Below are 20,007 nucleotides of genomic sequence, written 5' to 3'. Positions count from 1 at the left end.
CGACGCAGTTGCCTTCGGCTGCTCTCCCGTTGCTCGTCTCGGGAGGACTCAGACTCTCACTGGTTGGTTTCATGTATGTGCACGCGCACGAGCGCCGGCGTCCCGCCGGCTTGGTTCGGCATCCTGCCGAACCTCTCTTCAGACTCGTTTGGCAGGATGCCGAACGATGCCGGCAAGATGTCGGCGCTCCCCCTCTCGAGGAGATGGTCGGGCTGGCGGGATTGCCCTCGTCGCTGACGCTCCTCACGCCATTCCAGCTTGCGGCGCTCCGCGCCGGGAAAAAAATCGCCGCCGTCAGCGACGGCTTCCCGAATTCAAACCCTCCTCGGAAGGGCTCACTTGCCAGCGCGAAACATCAAATCCCGCCCCCGGCAAGCCGGAGGCGGGATTTGATGGTCGGGCTGGCGGGATTCGAACCCACGACCCCCTGCACCCCATGCAGGTGCGCTACCAGACTGCGCCACAGCCCGCTCCATTCCGTTGAACGGGGCGGCAGAGAACCAAGCAAACCGGCCCTTTGCAAGCTCGGGGTTCGAGATTTGTCAGGGTCGGCGGAAGGTCCCTACCGGAACTGCTTCTGCTCCGGCTGGTATTCGTAGCCCGCCGCCGCCAGGCACCCGGTCAGTTCCCCCTCATCGAGCCCATGGGTCTTGACCAGATCCTCGAGGCTTTCGGCATGGTTGCGAAGCTCGGTGTTCACCAGCCCGACCAGCAGGTGCGGGTCCATGCCGTGGAAATCGGTCAACCTCACCCCGCGGAACGTGGCGGCAGGGCGGACCAGAATCAAGCGGACGATCAGCTGAGAACCACCATGAGCATCCCGGCCAGCGCCGCGACACAGATCACCGCCACGAAGAAGACCAGCAGGGCGTCGTAGGAGTTGGTGAGTTTCATTTCGGGAAGAAACTAATGTGACGGAACCGTCACCTCAACTCCTCAATTGTGACACTTTTTCGTCACATTTCCTTTGGATCTCTTGAGAAACCTTGGGTTTCCGAGCGTATCACGCCGGAATCCGTGACCCCTCCCGGTCTCAGAATCCGCCCCGCATGTAGCTCTCTTCAAGCGGCGCCTGGCCCTCGACGGCGAAGTCCACCTCGAGGACCGGCTGCGGGCCCCGGCCCTTGTCGGGAAAGGTGATGGTGCCGGAAAGCTTCATCCACGCGTTCTTTTCGACCTGCGGCAGGGCGTCGGGCTCGAACTGGGCGGTGATCGGGATCGGACGGCTGTCGGCGGCGCAGCAGGTGATGAAAAGCCGGTAAACCTTGTAGCTTCCCGGTTCACCGTCGGGCGAGGCAACCATGCGGCCCTCGGTCACCACCGGCATCCCCTCGACCAGCGCGCGCATTTCGGGATCGGCGCTGGTGAAGAACAACTCCATCACGGGAAACGGCCGGTAACCGTTCTCGTCGGGCGGGTGTTGCTTCTCGATCAGCTCCTTGGTCAGCGGCGGCAGGACCGAGGAAAGGAACAGCGACCCGGCATCCGCGGCGGTATCGTCGAGACCCTTGCGGGTGAGCGCCTCGATCGAATATTGGTCCTTGGTCCAGGCCACCCCGCAGAAGAGTGGGGCGATGAGGATGAGAAAGGCCGCAATCGGGTGAATGTCGAGCGCCTCGTGATCATGCTCGTCGCCCGGCCCGTGGTCATGGCCGCAGCTGGCATGCTGCCCGGCGGTGAGCAGGGTGAACAAACCGATCACGACCAGCGCCAGCCCGCCGGCAAAGGCAATCAGCCGGAAATCGGGTGCCAGGTATTTCACCAGGCGGTCGCTGACGTAGAAATACGTCAGGACCACGCCCCAGCAGATCACGGCGAGCGACTGGAGGATGCGGCTGAGGACTCTCAACTTCATGGATTGAGGGCGTTGATCCCGGCCTGCCAGCCGATGGCGGCGAGGCCGATGGCGACGAACAGGCCGATGGCGAGCATGACAATGAAGCGGCGCTTGAGCACGGTCTGGTACAGGAAAATCAGCTTCACGTCCATCATCGGACCGTAGGTGAGGAAGGCGAGCTTCGCCCCCCACGAGAACTTGTGAAGCGTGGCGGCGATGAAGGCATCCGAGGTGCTGCAGAGGCTCAGCACGAAGGCCAGCACCATCAATGCCCCGGGTGCCTGCCACGGATTCTCCGCCAGGGTGTCGAGCCACTCGGCCCCGGGCGCGATGCCGGTGTTGAACAACGCGGTGATGGCCACGCCGATGGTGAAGTAGACGCCGACATCGACGAAGTCGCGCAGCGCCGAACGGAACGCGGCGACAAGGCGTCCGCCCGAATCGGGGACCTCGTGATGGGAGTGATCGTGATCATGCCCGCAGCAGCCTTCGTGCGCATGATCGTGGTGGTCGTGACCGCAACATTCACCGTGCTCGTGCTCGTGGCTCTCGTCCTTATCCAGCGAATCCAGCAGCTTCTGGCGCAGGATCTTCCGCAGCGGCAGTCGCGCCACGATGATGCCGACGCCGACCGCAACCAGGAAACCGAGGCCCAGGCGCGAGGCGGTCATGACCGTGCTGGCGCTGACGAAAAGATCCTCCCCGAGCGCGACATCCGGCCCCTTGAAGGCCTTCCAGGTCGAGAGCGCGGTGATCGGGTTCACGATCGGGGCGGCGAGCATGTAGGTGAGCGCGCAGGACACCGGCAGGCCCTTCTTCACAAGTCGCCGGATCACCGGCACCACCGCACATTCGCAGACCGGCAGGATGCCGCCGAGCAGGCCGGCGATGAAAATGGCCGGCAGCGTCCGCTTCGGCAGCATCCGGTCCATGGTGTTGGCCGGCAGGTAGATGTCGATGAACCCGCTGATCAGCGTCCCGAGCAGGATGAAGGGCGCCCCCTCGAAAAGGATGCTCAGGAACGCGAAGGCGAAATCCTGTCGGGCGAAATCGGACACGGCCGGAACAATGGACGGCAGGGCGGGGGATGCAAGCGCAGGCGTCTTGGGGAACATCGACATTCCTGTCGATCAATCATCGCCGGAGGCGGGCCTTGCTCGCAACGGCATCGCCCCGACGCCAGCGATCAGAAAAGACGCGGTCCACAGCCAGTGGCCGACATGGACGGCGCGGAACATGGGCAGCAAGAAGAAACTGCCGACGAACGAGATGAAGCAGATCGTCGTGACGGTCCACCGCACCCCACGGTGCCACCTTCGCCCGGAGTGTATCCACAAGAGGCCGGGAGAAAGCAGAAGGACGGCATTCGACAGCCAGAAGGGCCAGAAAGCTCCCGTGCAGACGTACCCGGGAAGGAACTTCACCTCACCGGTGCTCCACGCACCGAGATCGAGCGCCACGGCCGGGCAGGCGTTGGCGGTGAGAAAGAGCACCCAGCCCGCCAGGATCACCCCGTCCATCAGCTTGAGAACGCGGCGCTTCATTTCAGTCGAGGAGTCGCTCCCTGAGCGCCTCGCTCGGCAGGGCGCAGGCGTTGCCCTTGCCGAACCAGCGGTAGCGGTTGCGGGCGATGAAACGGTAGAGCGCGTCGCGGAGAGGGCGGGGGATCAGCCGGCCCGCCATGGCCATCGCCCGCCAGTGGCCGCCGAGGACGGAAAGGATCGCCAGCACGCCATCGGAACGGTCGAGCGTGCGCCCCGCTGCATCCACCAGCATGGTGTCGGGTTCCTCGCCATCCTCGACCTCGAGCGGCTTGAAGCGGACCAGCTTCGCCCGGTCCTCGTCGGCGACGAAACGGATGGTGCTCGAGCACATCAGGCAGTCGCCATCGAAGCGCACGAGGATGGGCTCCGAAGGCAGCGGCTTGAGCCAGGCGGGATCGAAGGTGAAGAGGTGGAGCATCAGCATCCCGAGGCTGAGGTCGGCGAAGTCGACGACCGCGATGATCCCGAGATGCATCAGCACCAGCGTCAGCCAGATCCATGGCCGGCTGCGCGACCACAGGGCCAGCGGCAGGAACAGCAGCTCGACCGCCAGCGTGGCCCAGGTGAGGAGCTTCAGCACGACGTCCGGGAGCGCCAGCAGCGCCTCGCGGATCCAGCCCGGACGGGCCAGCGGGTTGTCTAACAGAAATCGCATGGCCGAGCCGTCGGTCCAGCTCTCGGACGGCAGCTTGGTGATGCCCGAGAAGGTGTAGCCGGCGGCCATCAGGATCCACGCGGCGCGGAAGACCCACTTCGGCATCGCCCAGTCCGCATTCCGCGGCCCCCGGCTCCACGGTTCGCCCGCGGGGACGAGCAGGGTGAGGATGAGGAGCAGGCCGACGTAGGGCACGGACGGGTTGGCGATCAGGTTGTTGCGGTGGAAGAGGGCGGTCCACCCGAACCAGAGGACGACGGCCGCGGTCCTGCGCCACCGCCCGGCGGCGAAGCACAGCGACAGGGCGGCCAGAAGTACGAGAACTCCCGTAAGCGCGCCGCCCGACAGCGGCAGGTCGAGCGGGTTGGGGAAAAGGCCGTGCGCCGGATTGAGCGATGGATCCGGCAGCACGCCGTCCTTGCCGAACAACTCGCCGGCCCACGGGGCGAGGTGCAGGAAGTGCACGGCAAGGTAGCTTCCGAAGATGATCCGGAAGAGCGTGAACTGCCAGGGGGACATCGCTTTCATGGGTAGATCCACTGGGTTTCGCCGTCGCGATCGGTGATCCTCACCCGGACATCGGCCACATCGGCGGGGATGTCCAGTTCGCGTCGGAGAACGGAGTCAGGATGGAGGGCGTCGGCCAGCAGGTGATCGCGCAGCCCGGCGGGCAGCCGCGGCGCGAAAGCGAGAGCGGCGCCATGGACGTTGCGACGGTTGTAGGGACCGGCGAGGCGGGCGTAGCGCTCCGGATCGATGTCGCAGTGCCACGGTGAGCCATCGGCCCGCCGGCCTTCGAGCCGGAAGCTTGCGGCAAAGGCCTCGTAGCCGTCGACCTCGCAGAAGACCTTGGGGTAGGGCGCGATGCCGGTGGCGACGCCGATCCCGCGCAGGACCTTCGAGCCGCACAGGTAGCCGGCCATCTGCAGCATTCCGAGGCAGAGGACGACGAGGGCGAGGAGGTTGCGGAGTTTCATGGTCAGGATGATGGAGCGCGGACTTCCGTCCGCTTCTTCTGTATCCGTTCAGCGGACTGAAGTCCGCGCTCCGATCCACTCGCGAAGCACGCCCAGCGCTTGCGGCAGCCGAAGCAGGTCAGCGGCAGCGGCGGCTGCCGGTGGACGTCGCGGAAGGCGAGCATTTCGCCGAAGCGCTGCTCGCGCTTCGGCGTGAAGCCGCAGCGGCGCGGCGACTTCTTCGGGTTCCTGAGCGTGCCGAAGAGCCAGTCCCACAGCGGCAGGTCGGCGTAGTTCTGGCTGTGGTGCTTGAACTGGTGGTGCACGCGGTGGCTTTCCGGGCGCTGGATCAGCCAGCCCACCCAGCGCGGGGTGCGCAGGTTCCAGTGGTAGAAATACTCCGCCACGGCGGTGAACGCGGTGTAGATCGCCGCCGCTTCCACGGTGAGCCCGAGCAGGGTGTAGACGATCGCCGCCGACAGCACCGAGTTGATCAGGATCTCGACCGGGTGCTTGTAGAAACTGGCCAGCACCTCGATGCGGCGCGGCGAGTGGTGGATCTGGTGACAGAGCCGCCAGAAGAAGGTCGATTCATGCCGCAGCCGGTGCCAGAAGTAGTAGATTAAAGTTGAAATGAAGTAGGCGACGGCTCCGGCCAGCCACGGGTCGAGATGGTTGCTAAGGCGGAACAGCGAGACCGACGACAACCAGCGGTCCCAGGTCAGGCCGGCGGCGATCACGATGCCGAGCTGCGCCACGTTGACCAAAAGGATCCGCAGCCACCACCAACGCACCGTCGGCAGCTGCTGCCCGGGCCACAGACGTTCGATCACGAACATCAGGGCCGCCACGGCGATCAGGATCCAGAGCATGCGGGCACGCTGCCACCGATCCCGGCGGACCCGTGAGTCGAATGAATTTGCAACAACATCAATAAAATCGATACTCAACATCCATGCCGCAGCCGCTGCCGAATCTGCATCATCTCGAGTTGTTCTACCACGTCGCCCGGTCTGGTGGCATTTCCGCGGCGGTGCGGGCGATGCCTTACGGCATCCAGCAACCGGCCGTGAGCGGCCAAATTTCGCAACTGGAAAAGGACCTGGGAGTGCGGCTGTTCCAACGGCGGCCGTTTCAGCTGACCCCCGCCGGGCGCGAGCTCTACGAGTTCTGTGCCCCCTTCTTCGGCGGTTTGGCGGCGGTGGCGGAGCGGGTCTCCGGCACGGCCGCGAAGCACCTGCGCCTCGCCGCACCGGCCACGGTGATCCGCGAGCACCTGCCGAGTGTGCTGGAGTCGGTACGTGCGTCGTGCCCCGAACTGGAGCTGACCCTCCAGCATACCGACCAAGCCAACGCGATGCGACTGCTCGAGAGGGAGGAAATCGATCTGGCGGTCACCGAGCTCGACGGCAAACCGCCCTCCGGCACGCATTGCGAGGTGCTGTTGAAGCTGCCTTTGGTCCTGTTCCTGCCTCCCCGATGCCCGGTGCCGCGCGGAGGCATTTCTACTCTGTTAGAAAAGCACCCCTTGATTCGTCCGCCTTCGGACCAGGCCATCGCGCGGCTCTTCGCAAAAGAAATGGAGCGGCACGGCTGGCACTGGCCGGCGCGGATCGAGATCGGGGCGCTGGACCTGATCCTGGCTTACGTCGCGAGCGGCTTCGGTGTGGGGGTCGGGGTGCAGGCGCCGGGTGTGGCATTCCCGGAGGGCGTGCGAACATACCAGCCGAAAGGTTTCCCGAGTCTGGCGATCGCCGCGCTGTGGCGCGGAAAGATCGGCCCGCTGGCAGGGCAGGTGCTGCGCGAGCTGAAACGCGAGGCGGAGCGATAGCCGGCGTGGTGCGGCGCTGGAGCGCGGACTTCAATCCGCTTCTTCCGGACCACTCGGGCGGACTGAAGTCCGCGCCTCGATCTGTCGAATCGCCCACCCGGCGTGCTCGGACACGAGCGGGTCGACATCCCGCGCCGCTCGCTCCAATGCGGGAAGATCCTCCGCGGTGCCGGTGTTGCCGAGGACCACGCAGACGTTGCGCAGGAAGCGCGCGCGCTTGATGCGCTTGATCGGGCTCTTGCGGAAGAGAGCGCGGAACTCCTCGTCGGTGAGGGCGAGGAAGTCGCGGGCCTTCATTGAAAAGACCTCCTCGCGGGCGTGGAAGCGGGCCTCACGCGATTCCTTCGCAAAGCGGTTCCACGGGCAGACGTCGAGGCACTCGTCGCAGCCGTAGAGGCGGTCGCCGATGGCCTCGCGGAACTCCTCGGGGATGGGGCCGGGGTTCTCGATGGTGAGGTAGGAAATGCAGCGGCGGGCGTCGAGCCGGTGCGGCGCGGTGATGGCATCGGTCGGGCAGGCATCGATGCAGCGGGTGCACTTGCCGCAGTGGTCGCCGAAGGGTGGATCCGCCGGCAGGTCGAGGGTGGTGAGCAGCTCGGCGAGGAAGAACCAGGTGCCGAGGTGGCGGTGGATCTGGACGGTCGACTTGCCGCTCCAGCCGAGCCCGGCATCGGTGGCGAAGTCGCGCTCGAGCACCGGGCCGTGATCGACGTAGTAGCGCTGGGTGCCTCCGAGATCGGTCATCACGCGGTCGAGCTGCCTGAGCTTCCTCTCAATCAGGTCGTGGTAGTCGTCGTTCCAGGCATAGCGGGCGATGCGCCAGCTGGTGTCCGGGCTACGGCCGGGATAGTAGTTGAGCGCGAGGGTGACGACCGAACGGCAGCCGGGCAGCACCTCGCGGGGATCGCAGCGGCGCTCCGGGGTCTTTTCCATCCACTTCATCTCGCCGTGGCGGCCGTCGTCGAGCCACTCCATGAAGGCATCGGCGTGGGTCGCCCGGCCTGCGGCGGCGATGCGGCAGTCGTCGAAGCCGGCTTCCCGGGCAGCGGTCTTGATGCGTTCGGCGGGCGTGGGCACGGGAGACTTGTTGGAGGGAATGCAGCGGTTGTCTTGGCCAGATCCAGCGGCTTGCAAAGCCGCTCTCCCCATTCACATCCCACTGGTGAAGTGGTAGCGGGCGCTTTCGAGGATGCCGCAGGCGATTTCCCCGGCGTCGAGCCCGGTGGTATCGAGCTCGAGGTCGGCGACCTCGCGGTAGAGCGGCTCGCGCTCGGCGAGCAGGGCGTCGATCCTGGCGACGGGGTCGTCGGTTTCGAGCAGGGGCCGGTCGCGGCTGCGGCGGGTGCGCTCGATGATGGTGTCGCGCGAGACCTGCAGCCAGACGACGTAGCCGAGCTGCCGGACCAGCTGGCGGTTGCGCCTGCGCCCGATCACGCCGCCGCCGGTGGCGATGATGAAGCGCCCCGGCCGGGCGCCGATTTCCTGGAGGACGGCGGCCTCGAGATGGCGGAAGAAATCCTCGCCGCGGGTTTCGAAGATCCGGGCGATGGGCATCCCGGCCTTGGTTTCGATCTCGGCGTCCACGTCCACGACCGGATAGCCCAGCAGGGTGCCGAGCTTCCGGGCGATGGTCGACTTCCCGCAGCCCATGAAGCCGACCAGGACGATGTTCTTGGGAAGGTCCTTGCTCATGGGAAGAGACTACCCCGGCGTGGGACGGGCGGAAAGCCACCGTTCCAAGATCCCTTGGTTTCTCCACTGGTAGTTGGTCGGGATTCGTGGATGAATGGCACCTGTATGAGTGAGGAAGTGCTTTGGAAGGGCAGCCCGTCGCAGCTGCTGAATGTCGGGAAGCATGCCATCGCGCTGGTCGTGGCCATCGGTGTCGCCATTGGCGGCATGTTCATCACCCCGCTCTGGTTCGCCCTGCCCCTGCCCCTGCTGTGGATGCTCTGGAACTTCCTCGTCGTCCGCTGCCGGGTCTACGAACTGACCAACGAGCGGCTCCGCCTCTACGAGGGCGTGCTCAACCAGAAGATCGACGAGATCGAACTCTACCGGGTCAAGGACACCACCATGGAACGCCCGTTCTGGCTCCGGATCTTCGGGCTGGCGATCCTCACGCTCGACACCTCCGATCGATCGCACCCGAAGGTCGCCATCGAGGCGATCGCCAATGCGATGGAGGTGCGGGAGAAACTGCGCAAGCAGGTCGAGTACTGGCGCGACCGCAAACGGGTGCGCGAGGTCGACTTCGAGGAAGGCGGCGACCTCGAGGGCGACGACCTGCTGGGTTGAGGAAGGGGCTCAGCGGAGCCGCACGCCGATCGTCAGCCCACGATGATGCCCGCGGGCGAAGGCCATCAGGGTGTCGACCGCGAGAATGCAGGCGAGGATCTCGAGGTTCTCCTCGATGGTGAAGAACAGGCCGTAGGTCATGTCTTCCCCGCCGACCTTTTCGACGTGGGCGGCGGCGATCATTTCCATCCCGATCGCTCCGAACACGTAGAGCACGGCCGCCAGCCCGAAACCGATCTGGGTCGGGCGGGGCAGGCTGAAGAAAAAGCGGAGGTAGACGACCCCCACGCCGACGGCCAGCAGCGCGTAGGGGATGACCCAGGGCCAGTTGACCGGCCCGGACAGGTCCACCTGCCCGTCGATCAGGATATCGAGGGTATCGTGAATGCTGCAGAGTTCGTCGAGCGCCAGGAAGCCGAGGATGGCCCCGACGCCGAGCCACGAGCGCGGGTGGGAAAGCTTCGCCGCGCCCCGCGCCCGCCCAATGCCCACGGCAAGAATCGCCGCGCCGAACAGCAGGGCACCATTGAAGAAGGTCGGAAAGTTCGCCTCCCGGTCGAAGCCGAACAGCGGCACCACCCCCAGCCCGAACTCGGCCTGGTGACGGTAGAGCGCCACCAGCGAAAGGGCGTTGCCGACATTCAGAACGATCAGGATCAACAGCGAGACGAGCAGGAAGCGGGCGCGGGAAAGGGGGCCCAGGACCAGGTTCGGGTCGTTCATGATACCCGGTATGCCGCCGTGACCGCCGCGAGGCAAGCCTCTCTCAGCGTCCGTGCAGGACAAAGGCCATCACCACCGCGGCCAGGCCGCACAGCTTGACGAACCAGCTCGCCTGCGGCAACCGGATCATGGTCAGGGCAAAGGCCCCCGCCCCGAGCAGGACGACCCGGAGCGACCAGCCGAAGAGTTCCGGTCGTGGCGGCGGGACGAAACCACCGACCCCGGCGTAAGCCAGGACCACTGCCAGCAGCAGCCCGATCCGCCACGGGGTGGTGCGGCATTCCATCGCCTCAAGGGGTGAAGATCACCTTGCCCTCGCGGTCGGCCTCCTCGTTGCGCGCCAGCGCCCGGGCAAAGTCGGACAAGGGGTGGGTCGAATCGACCGGCAATGACAACCGGCCCGCCGCCACCTCGGCGGCGAGACGCTGATAGGTCTCGACGACCTCGTCCGCGGGCGCGTCCTTCATCCAGCGCGTCAGCCAGAACCCACGGAGCTGCAGGTTCTGGAAGATGAGCAGGCCGTTCGGAACCTTCAGCGGCTTCCTCGCCATGGCACCGTAGGTGACGTGCACCCCCCCGGGGCCGAGGATGTTCATGAGGCGCAGGGCGCTGTCGCCTCCGACGGCATTCAGGGCGAGGGCCGGGCGGGCGTCACCGCAGAGTTCCTTGGCGGCATCGACCGCATCGGCATCGTCGAGCAGGACATGGTCGGCTCCGAGGTCCGTGAGTTCCCCGAAGAGCGACTCGCGACGGACCAGGTTGATCGTACGCAGGCCCAGCGGTGAGGCGAGCTGGATGACCGCGCGACCGACCCCGGAGTTCGCCGAATTCTGGACGACCCACGCGCCTTCCTCCGGAGCGACGAATCCGGTGAGCATCTGCCACGCGGTCGCGGGATTCACCTTGAGCATGGCGGCCTGCACCGGATCGATGCCCTCCGGCAACTTGAAGAGCTGGCCGGCCCCGACCACGACCTCTTCCGCCCACAAGCCGGTGCCGGCGAGGAAGATGCAGCGGTCGCCCGGAGCGAAGCCATCGGCCCTGCTTTCGACCACCTCGCCACAGCCCTCGATCCCACCGGTGGCGGGCAGCTCGGGCTTCACCCCGTAAGTGCCTTCGATGAGGTTGAGGTCGGCGGGATTGATCGGCGAGGCGAGCATCCGCAGACGCACCGAGCCCCCGGGGCAATCGGGAGCCGGACCCTCCGCGAGGGAGAGTTCCTGCCGAGGTGAACCGAAGCGGGAGAATTGCAGTGTCTTCATGACCTAGATGACCACGGTATCCTTCAGTCGTCGACCCGCGGATTCGAAGGTGGCCAGATGGGCTCCCTTCGCATGGGCCCCGGCATGGATGAGCCGATCCACAAAGCCAGGCTTGGCACCCGCCAATCCTCGGGTCGACAGAACCTCCTCAAAGTGTCGAGCATTACCGGTTCCTGTATTCCTGTAATATTGTCAATCCAACCCACCCGGGTTCACGGGAACATCCCGCGCTGGCTCTTGACCTCGGCGACGGTCTGGATGGCGAGGGCCTGGGCGGCGACCCGTTGGCCGAGGCCGTGGCGCTCGGCGAACTGGAGGACACGGGTGAAGGCGGCCTCGAGCATGGTTTCGAGACGGGTGAGGACCTCCCGCTCGGTCCAGCGATAGCGCTGGAGGTTCTGAACCCACTCGAAATAGGACACCGTCACGCCCCCGGCATTGGCCAGGATGTCGGGGATGATGAAAATGTCGCCCCGCTCGGCGAGAATGGCGTCGGCCTCGGGCGTGGTCGGGCCGTTGGCGCCCTCGGCGAGCACCTTGCACCGCAGTTTCGAGGCGTTGTCGCAGGTGATCACCATGCCGCAGGCGGCAGGCGCGAGAATGTCGCAGGGCTGGCAGAGCATTTCCTCCGGATCGATCGCGTCGGCTCCGTCGAAGCCGACGACACCACCCGTCGTGTCGGCGTGTCGCGAGAGCGCCTGCACGTCGATTCCCTTGTCGTTCCAGACCGCGCCGGTGACGTCCGAGATGCCCCGGACTTCCACGCCGTAGGAGGAAAGCGTGAGGGCGGTGTGAAGGCCGACATTGCCGAAACCCTGGACGACGGCGGAAGCGTCCCGGACCGGAACGGCCAGCTTGTTGAGCGCCCGCGAGGCGAGGAAGGCGACCCCATGCCCGGTCGCGCGGATGCGGCCCTCGGAGCCCTGGAGGTTGATCGGCTTGCCGGTGATGATGCCGGGCACCATCTTGCCGGCATGGGTCGAGTAGGTGTCGAGGAACCACGCCATGGTCTGCTCGTCGGTGCCCATGTCCGGTGCCATGACGTCGATTTCCTCACCGATGAAGGGGATCATCTCCATGGTGAAGCGGCGGGTGATGCGCTCCTTCTCGCCGACCGACAAAGTACGAGGGTCGCAGTTGATGCCGCCCTTGCCGCCACCGAAGGGCAGGTCCATCAGCGCGCACTTCCAGTTCATCCACATCGCCAGCGCCGCGACCTCGCCCAGGTCGACATCGGGGTGGTAGCGCAGCCCGCCCTTCACCGGCCCGCGGCTGAGGTGGTGCTGGACCCGGTGGCCGAAGTAAACCCGGGTCGATCCGTCGTCGTGGCGGACGGGCACCGTGACCGTGATCAGGCGCTTCGGCCACTTGCAGCGCTCCCGGATGTCGTCGTCGAGCTCGAGAAAGTCGGCGACCTGATCAAACTGCTCCGCCGCCATGGCGAATACCGGGTTCTTGAGGAGTTCGGCTCGCATGGACAAGGGATAGCCGCCGACCGCCCGCGCCGCCAGCCAAAGCGCCCCCAAGATCGGGTCTGGCAGCGGGCCCGCCCGGGGCGCTAGCCTGCCGCCGATGCAACGGCTCACGGTGGACGGCAGGTTCTTCCGGCTCGGCGACGAGCGGGTGTTCCTGCGGCTGGTCACCTACGGGCCGTTCCCGGGCGGCTGGCCGGATGACTTCGACGCGGACTTTCGGCGCATGGCCGATGCCGGCTTCCAGGCGCTCCGACTCTACGACTGGCCGAGCCGTGAGTTGCTCGACGCCGCGGCGGCGCACGGCCTCCAGGTTTTCGCCGGGCATCTCTGGCCCTCCGCCCGGGACTTCCTGGGAGGAAAGGACCACACGATCGAAGGCGCACGCCTCGCGCTGATGGAGCGGGCCCCCGGGCACGCCGGACATCCGGCGATGGCGGGCGTCTTCGTCGCCAACGAGGTCCCCTCCGATCTCGTGCGCTGGATGGGGGCCACCCGGGTGCTCGAAGCGCTCGAAACGCTGATCGCCGACGGGCGGGGCATCGCCCCCGGGCTGCTGTGGGCCTACGCGAACTATCCGTCGACCGAATATCTCGAACCGGCCAACGCCGACTTCACGGCGATGAATGTTTATCTCGAAAACGGGGAGGACTTTTCCCGCTACCTGACACGCCTCCAGCACGTCGCCGGCGACCGCCCGGTGATGATCTCGGAATTTGGCTTCGATTCGCGCCGGGGAGGGCTCGCGGAGCAGGCCGAAACCCTGGCGTGGGGGGTGCGACGGGCGCGGGAAGGGGGTGCCGCCGGTTTGGCCATCTATGCTTGGAGCGACCGCTGGTGGAACGCGGGTGCGGAGGTGACCGACTGGGACTTCGGCCTCACCGATCGCCAGGCGCGCGACAAGCCGGCCCTCGGTGCGGTTCGGACCGCCTTCGCCGAAAGCCCCGGAATTCCGGCATCGCCGTCGTTCTCCGTCATTGTCTGCTGCCGCGACGGCCGCGATCGCATCGGCGCCTGCCTGCGGTCGCTCGAATCGCTGCGCGGGCCCGCGGCCGAGATCATCGTGGTCGATGACGGCTCCGGCGACGGCACGGCGGACTTCGTCGAGCGGGAGTTCCCCGATGTCCGGCTGATCCGCCTCGAGGCCGCCGGCCTCAGTGCGGCCCGCAACGCCGGGGCCGGGGCGGCCACGGGCGAGGTGGTCGCCTTCACCGACGACGACTGCGAGGCGGATCCCGACTGGCTGGTGGAACTCGCCCGCGTCTTCGGCGAGGGCTGGGATGCGGTGGGCGGCCCGAATCTGCCGCCCGCGCCCCGGGACCTCGCCGGTGCGGTGGTGACCGCGGCACCGGGCGCGGCGAGCCACGTGATGCTCGACGACCGCGAGGCCGAGCACGTGCCCGGCTGCAACATCGCGGTACGGCGTTCGGCGTACTTCCAGGTCGGCGGCTTCGATCCCGCCTTCCGAACGGCGGGCGACGACGTCGACTTCTGCTGGCGCCTTCGCGACGCGGGCATGCGCATCGGCTTCGCCCCGAATGCCTTCGTCTGGCACCACCGGAGGACCTCGCCGACCGGCTACCTGCGGCAGCAGATCGGCTACGGGCGGGCCGAGCGCCTGCTGCGGAACAAGCACCCCGACCGCTTTTCGCCCTCGGGGGATGCCATGTGGCGCGGGGTCATCTACAGCGGCGCGCCGGTGCGCGCGGAAGGCGAGCCGATCATCTACCACGGGCCGATGGGGCTTGCGGGTTACCAGGGCCTCGTCACCCGCATGCAGCCCCTGCGCCCGCTCGATTCGCGCTTCGATTCCTTCCGCGGCCGGTGGCTGCTACGGATCGTCACCTGGCTTGCACCCCGGCTCCGCTCGCGGGCCCGCACCGGCCGCTTCCGCGGCCCGGTGCCGCGCCCTTCGACCTCGCTCGAGGCTCCCGACCACGAGTTCTCGCGCGACAGCCGCCAGCCGCGGGAGGCGGTGCTGCGGCGGCTGCTCGAGGCCGGATGGCAGCCCGCCGGACCGACGGACGGGTGGGATCTCGAAAAGAACGGAAGCCGGCTGCTGCTCGCCCGCGAGGTCTTTGAGAAGGGCGAAGGCCGCTTGCTCGTCCGCATCTGGGGCCGGGAAGTTCCCGAGTTGGATTCGTGAGCGGATGCCGCTTGGCAGCGGGTCGTGAAGGTCCCATTTTCAGGCGCATGAAGACGGCCCTGCTGCTCCTACTGATCCTGCTCCCGCTCGCCGCCGAGGAAAGCGTGCGCCCGGGAATCAACGAGAAGTTCCTCGACCCGGACCTGAAGGTTGACGACTGGCTGAAGCGCTTCGAGGTGGAAAGCCGCGAGGTCTTCGATGCCCGCCGGGCGGTACTCGCCGCCTGCGAGGTGAAACCGGGCATGCGTGTCGCCGACATCGGTGCCGGCACCGGGCTCTACACCCGGATGTTCGCCGAAGCCGTCGGCCCGAAAGGTTGGGTCTATGCGGTCGAGATCAATGGCAACTTCCTCAAGCACATCCAGGCGCGGGCCAAGCAGGAGGGGCACCGGAACATCACCACCGTGCTGTGCCCGGAGGACTCGACCGGTCTGCCGCCCGAGTCCATCGACCTGGCCTTCCTGTGCGACGTTTACCACCACTTCGAGTATCCGATGTCATCGCTCGCTTCACTCGAGCAGGCGCTCCGGCCGGGCGGCGTCCTGATCTTGATCGACTTCATCCGCATCGAGGGCAAGTCCAGCGACTGGGTGATGGGGCACGTGCGAGCCGGCGAGGAGGTCTTTCGCAGGGAGATCGAGGACGCCGGGCTGAAATTCGATGCGAAGCTCACGGTCCCCGGACTGAAGGAAAACTACTGCCTTCGCTTCGTGAAACCCGAGTAGCGACGTGACCCTCAGAACCTCGGATTTCCACTACGAGCTGCCCGAAGAGCTGATCGCTTCGCGCCCGCTGGCCGAACGTTCGGCCTCGCGAATGCTGGTCCTGCACCGGGAGACCGGCGCGGTCGAGCACCGCATGTTCCGGGAACTGCCGGAGTTTCTGAAACCGGATGACCTGCTGGTGCTGAACGACACCAAGGTGATTCCCGCGCGCTTGTTCTCCGACGACGGCCGGATCGAGCTGCTGTGCCTCGACCAGCTTTCACCCACCGAGTGGCGCTGCCTGGTCAAGCCGGGCAAGCGGATGAAGGCGGGCCGCGAGGTCGTGGTCGGCGGCACCACGGGCACGGTCGTCGAGGTCTTCGACAACGGCGACCGGTTGGTGCGATGGGAGTCGCCGGTGGATCTCAACGAGCACGGCCATCTGGCGCTGCCGCATTACATGGGCCGCGACGACGAGTCCGCGGATCGCGACCGCTACCAGACGGTCTATGCCCGCGAAGAAGGCGCCATCGCCGCCCCGACCGCGGGACTCCACTTCACGCCGGAAATGCTCGACGGCTTGGATCACGACTTCCTCACGCTGCACGTCGGGGTCGGCACCTTCCGTCCCGTGAGCGCCGAACGGCCCGAGGAACACAAGATGCATTACGAGCGCTATGTTCTAACAGAAAATACCGCCCGCCGGGTGAATGCCGCCGGACGGGTGGTGGCGGTGGGCACCACGGTCACGCGGGTGCTGGAGCACCTGGGCGGCACGCGGAAGGCGGAAGACGGAAAGCGCGTCGATGAGACCCACCACCAGGGCGAGACCGACATCTTCATCTACCCGCCGCATGAGTTCCGCGCGGTCGACGTGCTGCTGACGAACTTCCACCTGCCGGAAAGCACCCTGATCATGCTGGTCAGCGCCCTGGCCGGCCGCGAGGCGGTGCTGGCGGCCTACCGCGATGCGGTGCGGGAGCGCTACCGATTCTACAGCTACGGCGATTGCATGCTGGTGTTGTAGGATTCGCGGGAATCGCGCTTCCTTCAGCGTTCTTGCGATTCGATGCAGCTCAGGGCAAGGCGGTCGATAGCGCAAGCAGTGGGACTGGATACCCATGAGAACCCACGGGCCCTGAAAAGGCGACGGGAGGTCCCCCTTACTTGTGGAAATCCTGCAGCGGCTGCACCGTCAGCTCACGCTCGCGCAGGGACCGGATCCCCTTCACGCAGGCCTCGGCGGCCGCGAGGTTGGTGGCGTGCGAAACCTTCATCGCGATGGCCGTCGAGCGGATCTTTACCTCGTCCTCACGGGCCGCCTCGTCGCTCGGCGTGTTGATGATGAACGAGATCTCACCGTTCTTCATCATGTCCACCACGTTGGGCCGGCGTCCCTCGTGAAGCTTGAAGACGCGCTCGGTTGGCACTCCGGCTTCCTTGAGATGCTGATAGGTGCCGCCGGTCGACCAGATGGTGAAACCGAGATCGACGAGATCCTTCGCCACCTCCAGGGCCCGCGGCTTGTCGCGATCGACGACGGAGATGAAGACCTTGCCCTCGGTGGGCAGCGTGTTGAAGGCGCTGATCTGGCTCTTGGCATAGGCCATTCCCCAGTCGGCATCGATGCCCATCACCTCTCCGGTCGACTTCATCTCGGGTCCGAGCACGATGTCGATGCCGGGGAACCGGTTCCACGGGAACACCGCCTCCTTCACCGAGAAGTGCGGAGGTACGACGGTCTCCGTGAATCCAATCTCCTCGAGCGTCTTGCCGAGCATGATCTGGGTCGCATACTTGGCCAGCGGCACGCCGGTCGCCTTTGAGACGAAGGGCACGGTCCGGGAGGCGCGCGGGTTGACCTCGATCACGTAGAGCTCCTCGTCCTTCACCGCGAACTGGATGTTCATCAGCCCGACGACCTCGAGTTCGCGGGCGAGGTTCTTCGCCGCGACCTCGATCTCCTCCCGGATCTTGTCAGAAAGCGAATACGAGGGGATGCAGCAGGCCGAGTCGCCGGAGTGCACCCCGGCCTGCTCGATGTGCTCCATGATCGCGCCGACCACCGCCGTGGTGCCGTCGGCGATGCAGTCGACGTCGACCTCGGTCGCGCCGTCGAGGAAGCGGTCGACCAGCACCGGCTTCTCCGGCGAGGCATCGACCGCGTCGCGCATGTAGCGGCGCAGCTCCTCATCGTTGTAAACAATCATCATCGCCCGGCCACCGAGCACGAAGGACGGCCGGACCAGCACCGGGTAGCCGATGCGGTTGGCCACCGCGAGCGCGCCGTCCTCGTCGACCGCGGTGCCGGCCTCGGCCTGCTTGAGGCCCAGCCGGTCGAGCAGCTCGGAGAAATGCTTGCGGTCCTCGGCGAGGTCGATGCTTTCCGGCGAGGTGCCGATGATCGGCACGCCGTGGCGCTTGAGGTCGGCGGCGAGGTTCAGCGGCGTCTGGCCGCCGAACTGGACGATCACGCCATGCGGCTGCTCCTGGTCGCAGATGTTGAGCACGTCCTCGAGCGTGAGCGGCTCGAAGAACAGCTTGTCGGAGGTGTCGTAGTCGGTGGAAACGGTCTCAGGGTTCGAGTTCACCATGATCGCCTCGTAGCCGGCCTCCTTCGCGGCGAAGGCGGCGTGGACGCAGCAATAGTCGAACTCGATCCCCTGGCCGATGCGGTTGGGGCCGCCGCCGAGGATGATGATCTTCTTCTTGTCGGTCTCGCGGGCCTCGTTCTCGTCGCCGTAGCTGGAGTAGAAATACGGCGTGTAGGCCTCGAACTCGGCGGCGCAGGTATCGACCAGCCGGTAGCCGGGCACGATCCCGGCGGCCTTGCGCTCGGCGCGCACCGAGTCCTCGGTGACGGCCTCGACGTTCGACTGCGCGTGACCGCTGTCGTGGGCCTCGGCGAGGTTGCGGGCGCGGGCGATCTGGCGGTCGGCGAAGCCGAGCCGCTTGGCGTCCTTGAGCTCCAGCTCGTGCAGACGCCGCCCCTCGTCGGCGATCTCCTTGAGGTGGTGCAGGAACCACGGGTCGATCTTGGTCGCCTCGAAGACCTCGTCGATGGTCCAGCCGTTGATGAAGGCGGTCTGGAGCCAGAAGATCCGCTCGGCGCCCGGGACGGCGAGCTGCTTCTCGATCTCCTCCCGCTCCGGCGCGACCGGTGCCTTGGGATCGAAGCCGAAGCCCCAGCGGCCGGTCTCGAGCGAGCGCAGGGCCTTCTGCATCGACTCCTTGAAGGTGCGGCCAATCGACATCGCCTCGCCCACCGCCTTCATCTGGGTGGTCAGCACGGCGTTGGCGGTCGGGAATTTCTCGAAGGTGAAGCGCGGCAGCTTGGTGACCACATAGTCGATCGTCGGCTCGAAGCTGGCCGGCGTCTCGCGGGTGATGTCGTTGGGCAGCTCGTCGAGCGTGTAGCCGACGGCCAGCTTGGCGGCGATCTTGGCGATCGGGAAGCCGGTCGCCTTCGAGGCCAGCGCCGAGCTGCGCGAGACCCGCGGGTTCATCTCGATGACGATCATCCGGCCGCTCACCGGGTCGATGGAGAACTGGATGTTCGAGCCACCGGTTTCGACGCCGATCTCGCGAATGCAGGCGAAGGAGGCATCGCGCATGATCTGGTACTCGCGGTCGGTCAGCGTCTGTGCCGGGGCCACGGTGATCGAGTCGCCGGTGTGCACGCCCATCGGGTCGATGTTCTCGATGGCGCAGATGACCACGCAGTTGTCGGCGCAGTCGCGCATCACCTCCATCTCGTACTCCTTCCAGCCGAGCAGGCTTTCCTCGATCAGCACCTCGGACACCGGCGAGAGGTCGAGCCCGCGGGCGATGATCTCCTCGAACTCGTCCTTGTTGTAGGCGATGCCACCGCCCTGGCCACCGAGCGTGAAGGCCGGGCGGATGATCAGCGGGAACTTCTTGCCGGTGGTCTCGGCGAGCTCGCCGGCCACCTTGCGGGCCTCCTCCATCGTGTGGGCGGTGCCGGAGTGAGGGATGTCAATGCCGATCTTGACCATCGCATCCTTGAAGAGCTGGCGGTCCTCGCCCTTGTCGATGGCCTCGGAATTCGCCCCGATCATCTTCACGCCGTGCTTGTCGAGCGTGCCGGACTTGTAGAGGTCCATCGAGCAGTTCAGCGCCGTCTGGCCGCCGAGCGTCGGCAGCAGGGCGTCGGGCTGTTCCTTGATGATGATCTTCTCGACCACCTCCGGCGTGATCGGCTCGATGTAGGTCCGGTGGGCGAACTCCGGATCGGTCATGATCGTCGCCGGGTTGGAATTCACCAGCACCACCTCGTAGCCCTCTTCCCGCAGTGCCTTGCAGGCCTGCACGCCGGAGTAGTCGAACTCACAGCCCTGGCCGATGACGATGGGACCGGAACCGATGACGAGGATCTTCTTGAGGGAGGTGTCTTTGGGCATGGCGATGTCGGGACATGGCCCGGCAGCATGAAAATCGATGCTGCGGGGGGTAAATTGCTGGGTGTTTCGCAGGGCCGCCCCTTCTTGTAAAGGGCGGCTTGCGGGAAAAGCCCGGGCTGTCGGCGGGGGCAGGCATCCCGACGCGGTCGAGGGCCAAG

General features: G+C 66.4%; 19 protein-coding genes and 1 tRNA gene. 5 read left to right on the top strand and 15 right to left on the bottom strand.

Translation table 11 applies throughout. From position 1 onward, the window contains the following. Positions 1-393: 393 nt before the first annotated feature. From ACG2LG_RS16290 to ACG2LG_RS16255, 8 genes are all read right to left on the bottom strand, one after another. Positions 394-470: transfer RNA gene (locus ACG2LG_RS16290), tRNA-Pro, on the bottom strand. Positions 471-562: 92 nt separating this feature from the next. Next, a complete protein-coding gene (locus ACG2LG_RS16285) occupies positions 563-751 on the bottom strand; it encodes a DUF4250 domain-containing protein (RefSeq protein ID WP_396260732.1) in 189 nt (62 codons plus the stop codon). Between the two features lie 282 nt (positions 752-1,033). After that, positions 1,034-1,855 carry a DUF1980 domain-containing protein gene (locus ACG2LG_RS16280; RefSeq protein WP_396260731.1) on the bottom strand — a complete coding sequence of 274 codons (822 nt, stop codon included), beginning with the start codon at positions 1,853-1,855 and terminating at the stop codon, positions 1,034-1,036. After that, positions 1,852-2,895 (bottom strand): permease, encoded by a 1,044-nt coding sequence (locus tag ACG2LG_RS16275; protein ID WP_396260729.1) that lies wholly within the window; start codon positions 2,893-2,895, stop codon positions 1,852-1,854. Before ACG2LG_RS16275 ends, ACG2LG_RS16280 begins: the two co-directional genes overlap by 4 nt. A 72-nt stretch (positions 2,896-2,967) precedes the next feature. Next, positions 2,968-3,381, bottom strand: a complete 414-nt coding sequence (locus ACG2LG_RS16270; RefSeq protein ID WP_396260728.1) for a hypothetical protein — start codon at positions 3,379-3,381, stop codon at positions 2,968-2,970. Between the two features lies 1 nt (position 3,382). Further along, positions 3,383-4,564: a DCC1-like thiol-disulfide oxidoreductase family protein gene (locus tag ACG2LG_RS16265; protein WP_396260726.1), complete on the bottom strand. Its 1,182-nt coding sequence runs from the start codon at positions 4,562-4,564 to the stop codon at positions 3,383-3,385. After that, positions 4,561-5,013: a hypothetical protein gene (locus tag ACG2LG_RS16260; protein WP_396260724.1), complete on the bottom strand. Its 453-nt coding sequence runs from the start codon at positions 5,011-5,013 to the stop codon at positions 4,561-4,563. Before ACG2LG_RS16260 ends, ACG2LG_RS16265 begins: the two co-directional genes overlap by 4 nt. Positions 5,014-5,015: 2 nt before the next feature. Next, complete coding sequence (locus ACG2LG_RS16255; RefSeq protein WP_396260723.1) at positions 5,016-5,864, bottom strand: sterol desaturase family protein; 849 nt, start codon at positions 5,862-5,864, stop codon at positions 5,016-5,018. An 83-nt stretch (positions 5,865-5,947) separates the two neighbouring features. Between ACG2LG_RS16255 and ACG2LG_RS16250 the strand changes: the two genes are divergently transcribed. After that, on the top strand, positions 5,948-6,823 hold the full coding sequence (locus ACG2LG_RS16250; protein ID WP_396260721.1) for a LysR substrate-binding domain-containing protein: 876 nt from the start codon (positions 5,948-5,950) through the stop codon (positions 6,821-6,823). Between the two features lie 30 nt (positions 6,824-6,853). On the opposite strand, the gene queG is transcribed toward ACG2LG_RS16250, so the two are convergent. Beyond that, positions 6,854-7,900, bottom strand: coding sequence for a tRNA epoxyqueuosine(34) reductase QueG (queG, locus tag ACG2LG_RS16245; protein WP_396260720.1), 1,047 nt, complete (start codon positions 7,898-7,900; stop codon positions 6,854-6,856). Between the two features lie 72 nt (positions 7,901-7,972). Beyond that, positions 7,973-8,515, bottom strand: a complete 543-nt coding sequence (locus tag ACG2LG_RS16240; protein WP_396260719.1) for a shikimate kinase — start codon at positions 8,513-8,515, stop codon at positions 7,973-7,975. Positions 8,516-8,605: 90 nt separating this feature from the next. Between ACG2LG_RS16240 and ACG2LG_RS16235 the strand changes: the two genes are divergently transcribed. Continuing rightward, complete coding sequence (locus ACG2LG_RS16235) at positions 8,606-9,121, top strand: PH domain-containing protein (protein WP_396260717.1); 516 nt, start codon at positions 8,606-8,608, stop codon at positions 9,119-9,121. A gap of 9 nt (positions 9,122-9,130) precedes the next feature. Here ACG2LG_RS16235 and ACG2LG_RS16230 read toward each other — a convergent pair whose 3' ends face one another. The 4 genes from ACG2LG_RS16230 to ACG2LG_RS16215 all read right to left on the bottom strand — a co-directional run bounded on the left by ACG2LG_RS16230 (position 9,131) and on the right by ACG2LG_RS16215 (position 12,581). Continuing rightward, a complete protein-coding gene (locus ACG2LG_RS16230) occupies positions 9,131-9,844 on the bottom strand; it encodes a hypothetical protein (protein ID WP_396260715.1) in 714 nt (237 codons plus the stop codon). Positions 9,845-9,887: 43 nt separating this feature from the next. Beyond that, positions 9,888-10,130 carry a hypothetical protein gene (locus tag ACG2LG_RS16225; RefSeq protein ID WP_396260714.1) on the bottom strand — a complete coding sequence of 81 codons (243 nt, stop codon included), beginning with the start codon at positions 10,128-10,130 and terminating at the stop codon, positions 9,888-9,890. Positions 10,131-10,134: 4 nt separating this feature from the next. Continuing rightward, positions 10,135-11,106, bottom strand: coding sequence for an MDR family NADPH-dependent oxidoreductase (locus ACG2LG_RS16220; protein ID WP_396260712.1), 972 nt, complete (start codon positions 11,104-11,106; stop codon positions 10,135-10,137). A 212-nt stretch (positions 11,107-11,318) separates the two neighbouring features. Next, positions 11,319-12,581: a Glu/Leu/Phe/Val dehydrogenase gene (locus tag ACG2LG_RS16215; RefSeq protein ID WP_396260710.1), complete on the bottom strand. Its 1,263-nt coding sequence runs from the start codon at positions 12,579-12,581 to the stop codon at positions 11,319-11,321. A 97-nt stretch (positions 12,582-12,678) separates the two neighbouring features. Here ACG2LG_RS16215 and ACG2LG_RS16210 point away from each other — a divergent pair, with 97 nt between their 5' ends. The 3 genes from ACG2LG_RS16210 to queA are packed head-to-tail and all read left to right on the top strand — an operon-like array spanning position 12,679 to position 16,455. Then, positions 12,679-14,724 (top strand): glycosyltransferase, encoded by a 2,046-nt coding sequence (locus tag ACG2LG_RS16210; protein ID WP_396260709.1) that lies wholly within the window; start codon positions 12,679-12,681, stop codon positions 14,722-14,724. 47 nt (positions 14,725-14,771) lie between these two features. Beyond that, positions 14,772-15,449 (top strand): class I SAM-dependent methyltransferase, encoded by a 678-nt coding sequence (locus ACG2LG_RS16205; RefSeq protein WP_396260707.1) that lies wholly within the window; start codon positions 14,772-14,774, stop codon positions 15,447-15,449. A 4-nt stretch (positions 15,450-15,453) separates the two neighbouring features. Next, positions 15,454-16,455, top strand: a complete 1,002-nt coding sequence (gene queA / locus ACG2LG_RS16200) for a tRNA preQ1(34) S-adenosylmethionine ribosyltransferase-isomerase QueA (RefSeq protein ID WP_396260706.1) — start codon at positions 15,454-15,456, stop codon at positions 16,453-16,455. Between the two features lie 136 nt (positions 16,456-16,591). On the opposite strand, the gene carB is transcribed toward queA, so the two are convergent. Beyond that, positions 16,592-19,849, bottom strand: a complete 3,258-nt coding sequence (gene carB, locus ACG2LG_RS16195) for a carbamoyl-phosphate synthase large subunit (RefSeq protein ID WP_396260705.1) — start codon at positions 19,847-19,849, stop codon at positions 16,592-16,594. Positions 19,850-20,007: the final 158 nt, after the last annotated feature.

Origin of the sequence: Haloferula sp. A504, assembly GCF_044385805.1 — a bacterium.
Lineage (GTDB): Bacteria > Verrucomicrobiota > Verrucomicrobiia > Verrucomicrobiales > Akkermansiaceae > Haloferula.
The sequence above is the reverse complement of the archived record's forward strand: the minus strand, read 5'-3'. Positions and strand labels throughout refer to the sequence as shown.

Bases quoted from the DNA above. Each gene is read 5' to 3' on its own strand.
- ACG2LG_RS16280 (WP_396260731.1), bottom strand. From the start codon at position 1,855: ATGAAGTTGAGAGTCCTCAGCCGCATCCTCCAGTCGCTCGCCGTGATC.
- ACG2LG_RS16270 (WP_396260728.1), bottom strand. From the start codon at position 3,381: ATGAAGCGCCGCGTTCTCAAGCTGATGGACGGGGTGATCCTGGCGGGC.
- ACG2LG_RS16265 (WP_396260726.1), bottom strand. From the start codon at position 4,564: ATGAAAGCGATGTCCCCCTGGCAGTTCACGCTCTTCCGGATCATCTTC.
- ACG2LG_RS16260 (WP_396260724.1), bottom strand. From the start codon at position 5,013: ATGAAACTCCGCAACCTCCTCGCCCTCGTCGTCCTCTGCCTCGGAATG.
- ACG2LG_RS16255 (WP_396260723.1), bottom strand. From the start codon at position 5,864: ATGCTCTGGATCCTGATCGCCGTGGCGGCCCTGATGTTCGTGATCGAA.
- ACG2LG_RS16250 (WP_396260721.1), top strand. From the start codon at position 5,948: ATGCCGCAGCCGCTGCCGAATCTGCATCATCTCGAGTTGTTCTACCAC.
- ACG2LG_RS16240 (WP_396260719.1), bottom strand. From the start codon at position 8,515: ATGAGCAAGGACCTTCCCAAGAACATCGTCCTGGTCGGCTTCATGGGC.
- ACG2LG_RS16235 (WP_396260717.1), top strand. From the start codon at position 8,606: ATGAATGGCACCTGTATGAGTGAGGAAGTGCTTTGGAAGGGCAGCCCG.
- ACG2LG_RS16230 (WP_396260715.1), bottom strand. From the start codon at position 9,844: ATGAACGACCCGAACCTGGTCCTGGGCCCCCTTTCCCGCGCCCGCTTC.
- ACG2LG_RS16225 (WP_396260714.1), bottom strand. From the start codon at position 10,130: ATGGAATGCCGCACCACCCCGTGGCGGATCGGGCTGCTGCTGGCAGTG.
- ACG2LG_RS16220 (WP_396260712.1), bottom strand. From the start codon at position 11,106: ATGAAGACACTGCAATTCTCCCGCTTCGGTTCACCTCGGCAGGAACTC.
- ACG2LG_RS16215 (WP_396260710.1), bottom strand. From the start codon at position 12,581: ATGCGAGCCGAACTCCTCAAGAACCCGGTATTCGCCATGGCGGCGGAG.
- ACG2LG_RS16210 (WP_396260709.1), top strand. From the start codon at position 12,679: ATGCAACGGCTCACGGTGGACGGCAGGTTCTTCCGGCTCGGCGACGAG.
- ACG2LG_RS16205 (WP_396260707.1), top strand. From the start codon at position 14,772: ATGAAGACGGCCCTGCTGCTCCTACTGATCCTGCTCCCGCTCGCCGCC.
- carB (WP_396260705.1), bottom strand. From the start codon at position 19,849: ATGCCCAAAGACACCTCCCTCAAGAAGATCCTCGTCATCGGTTCCGGT.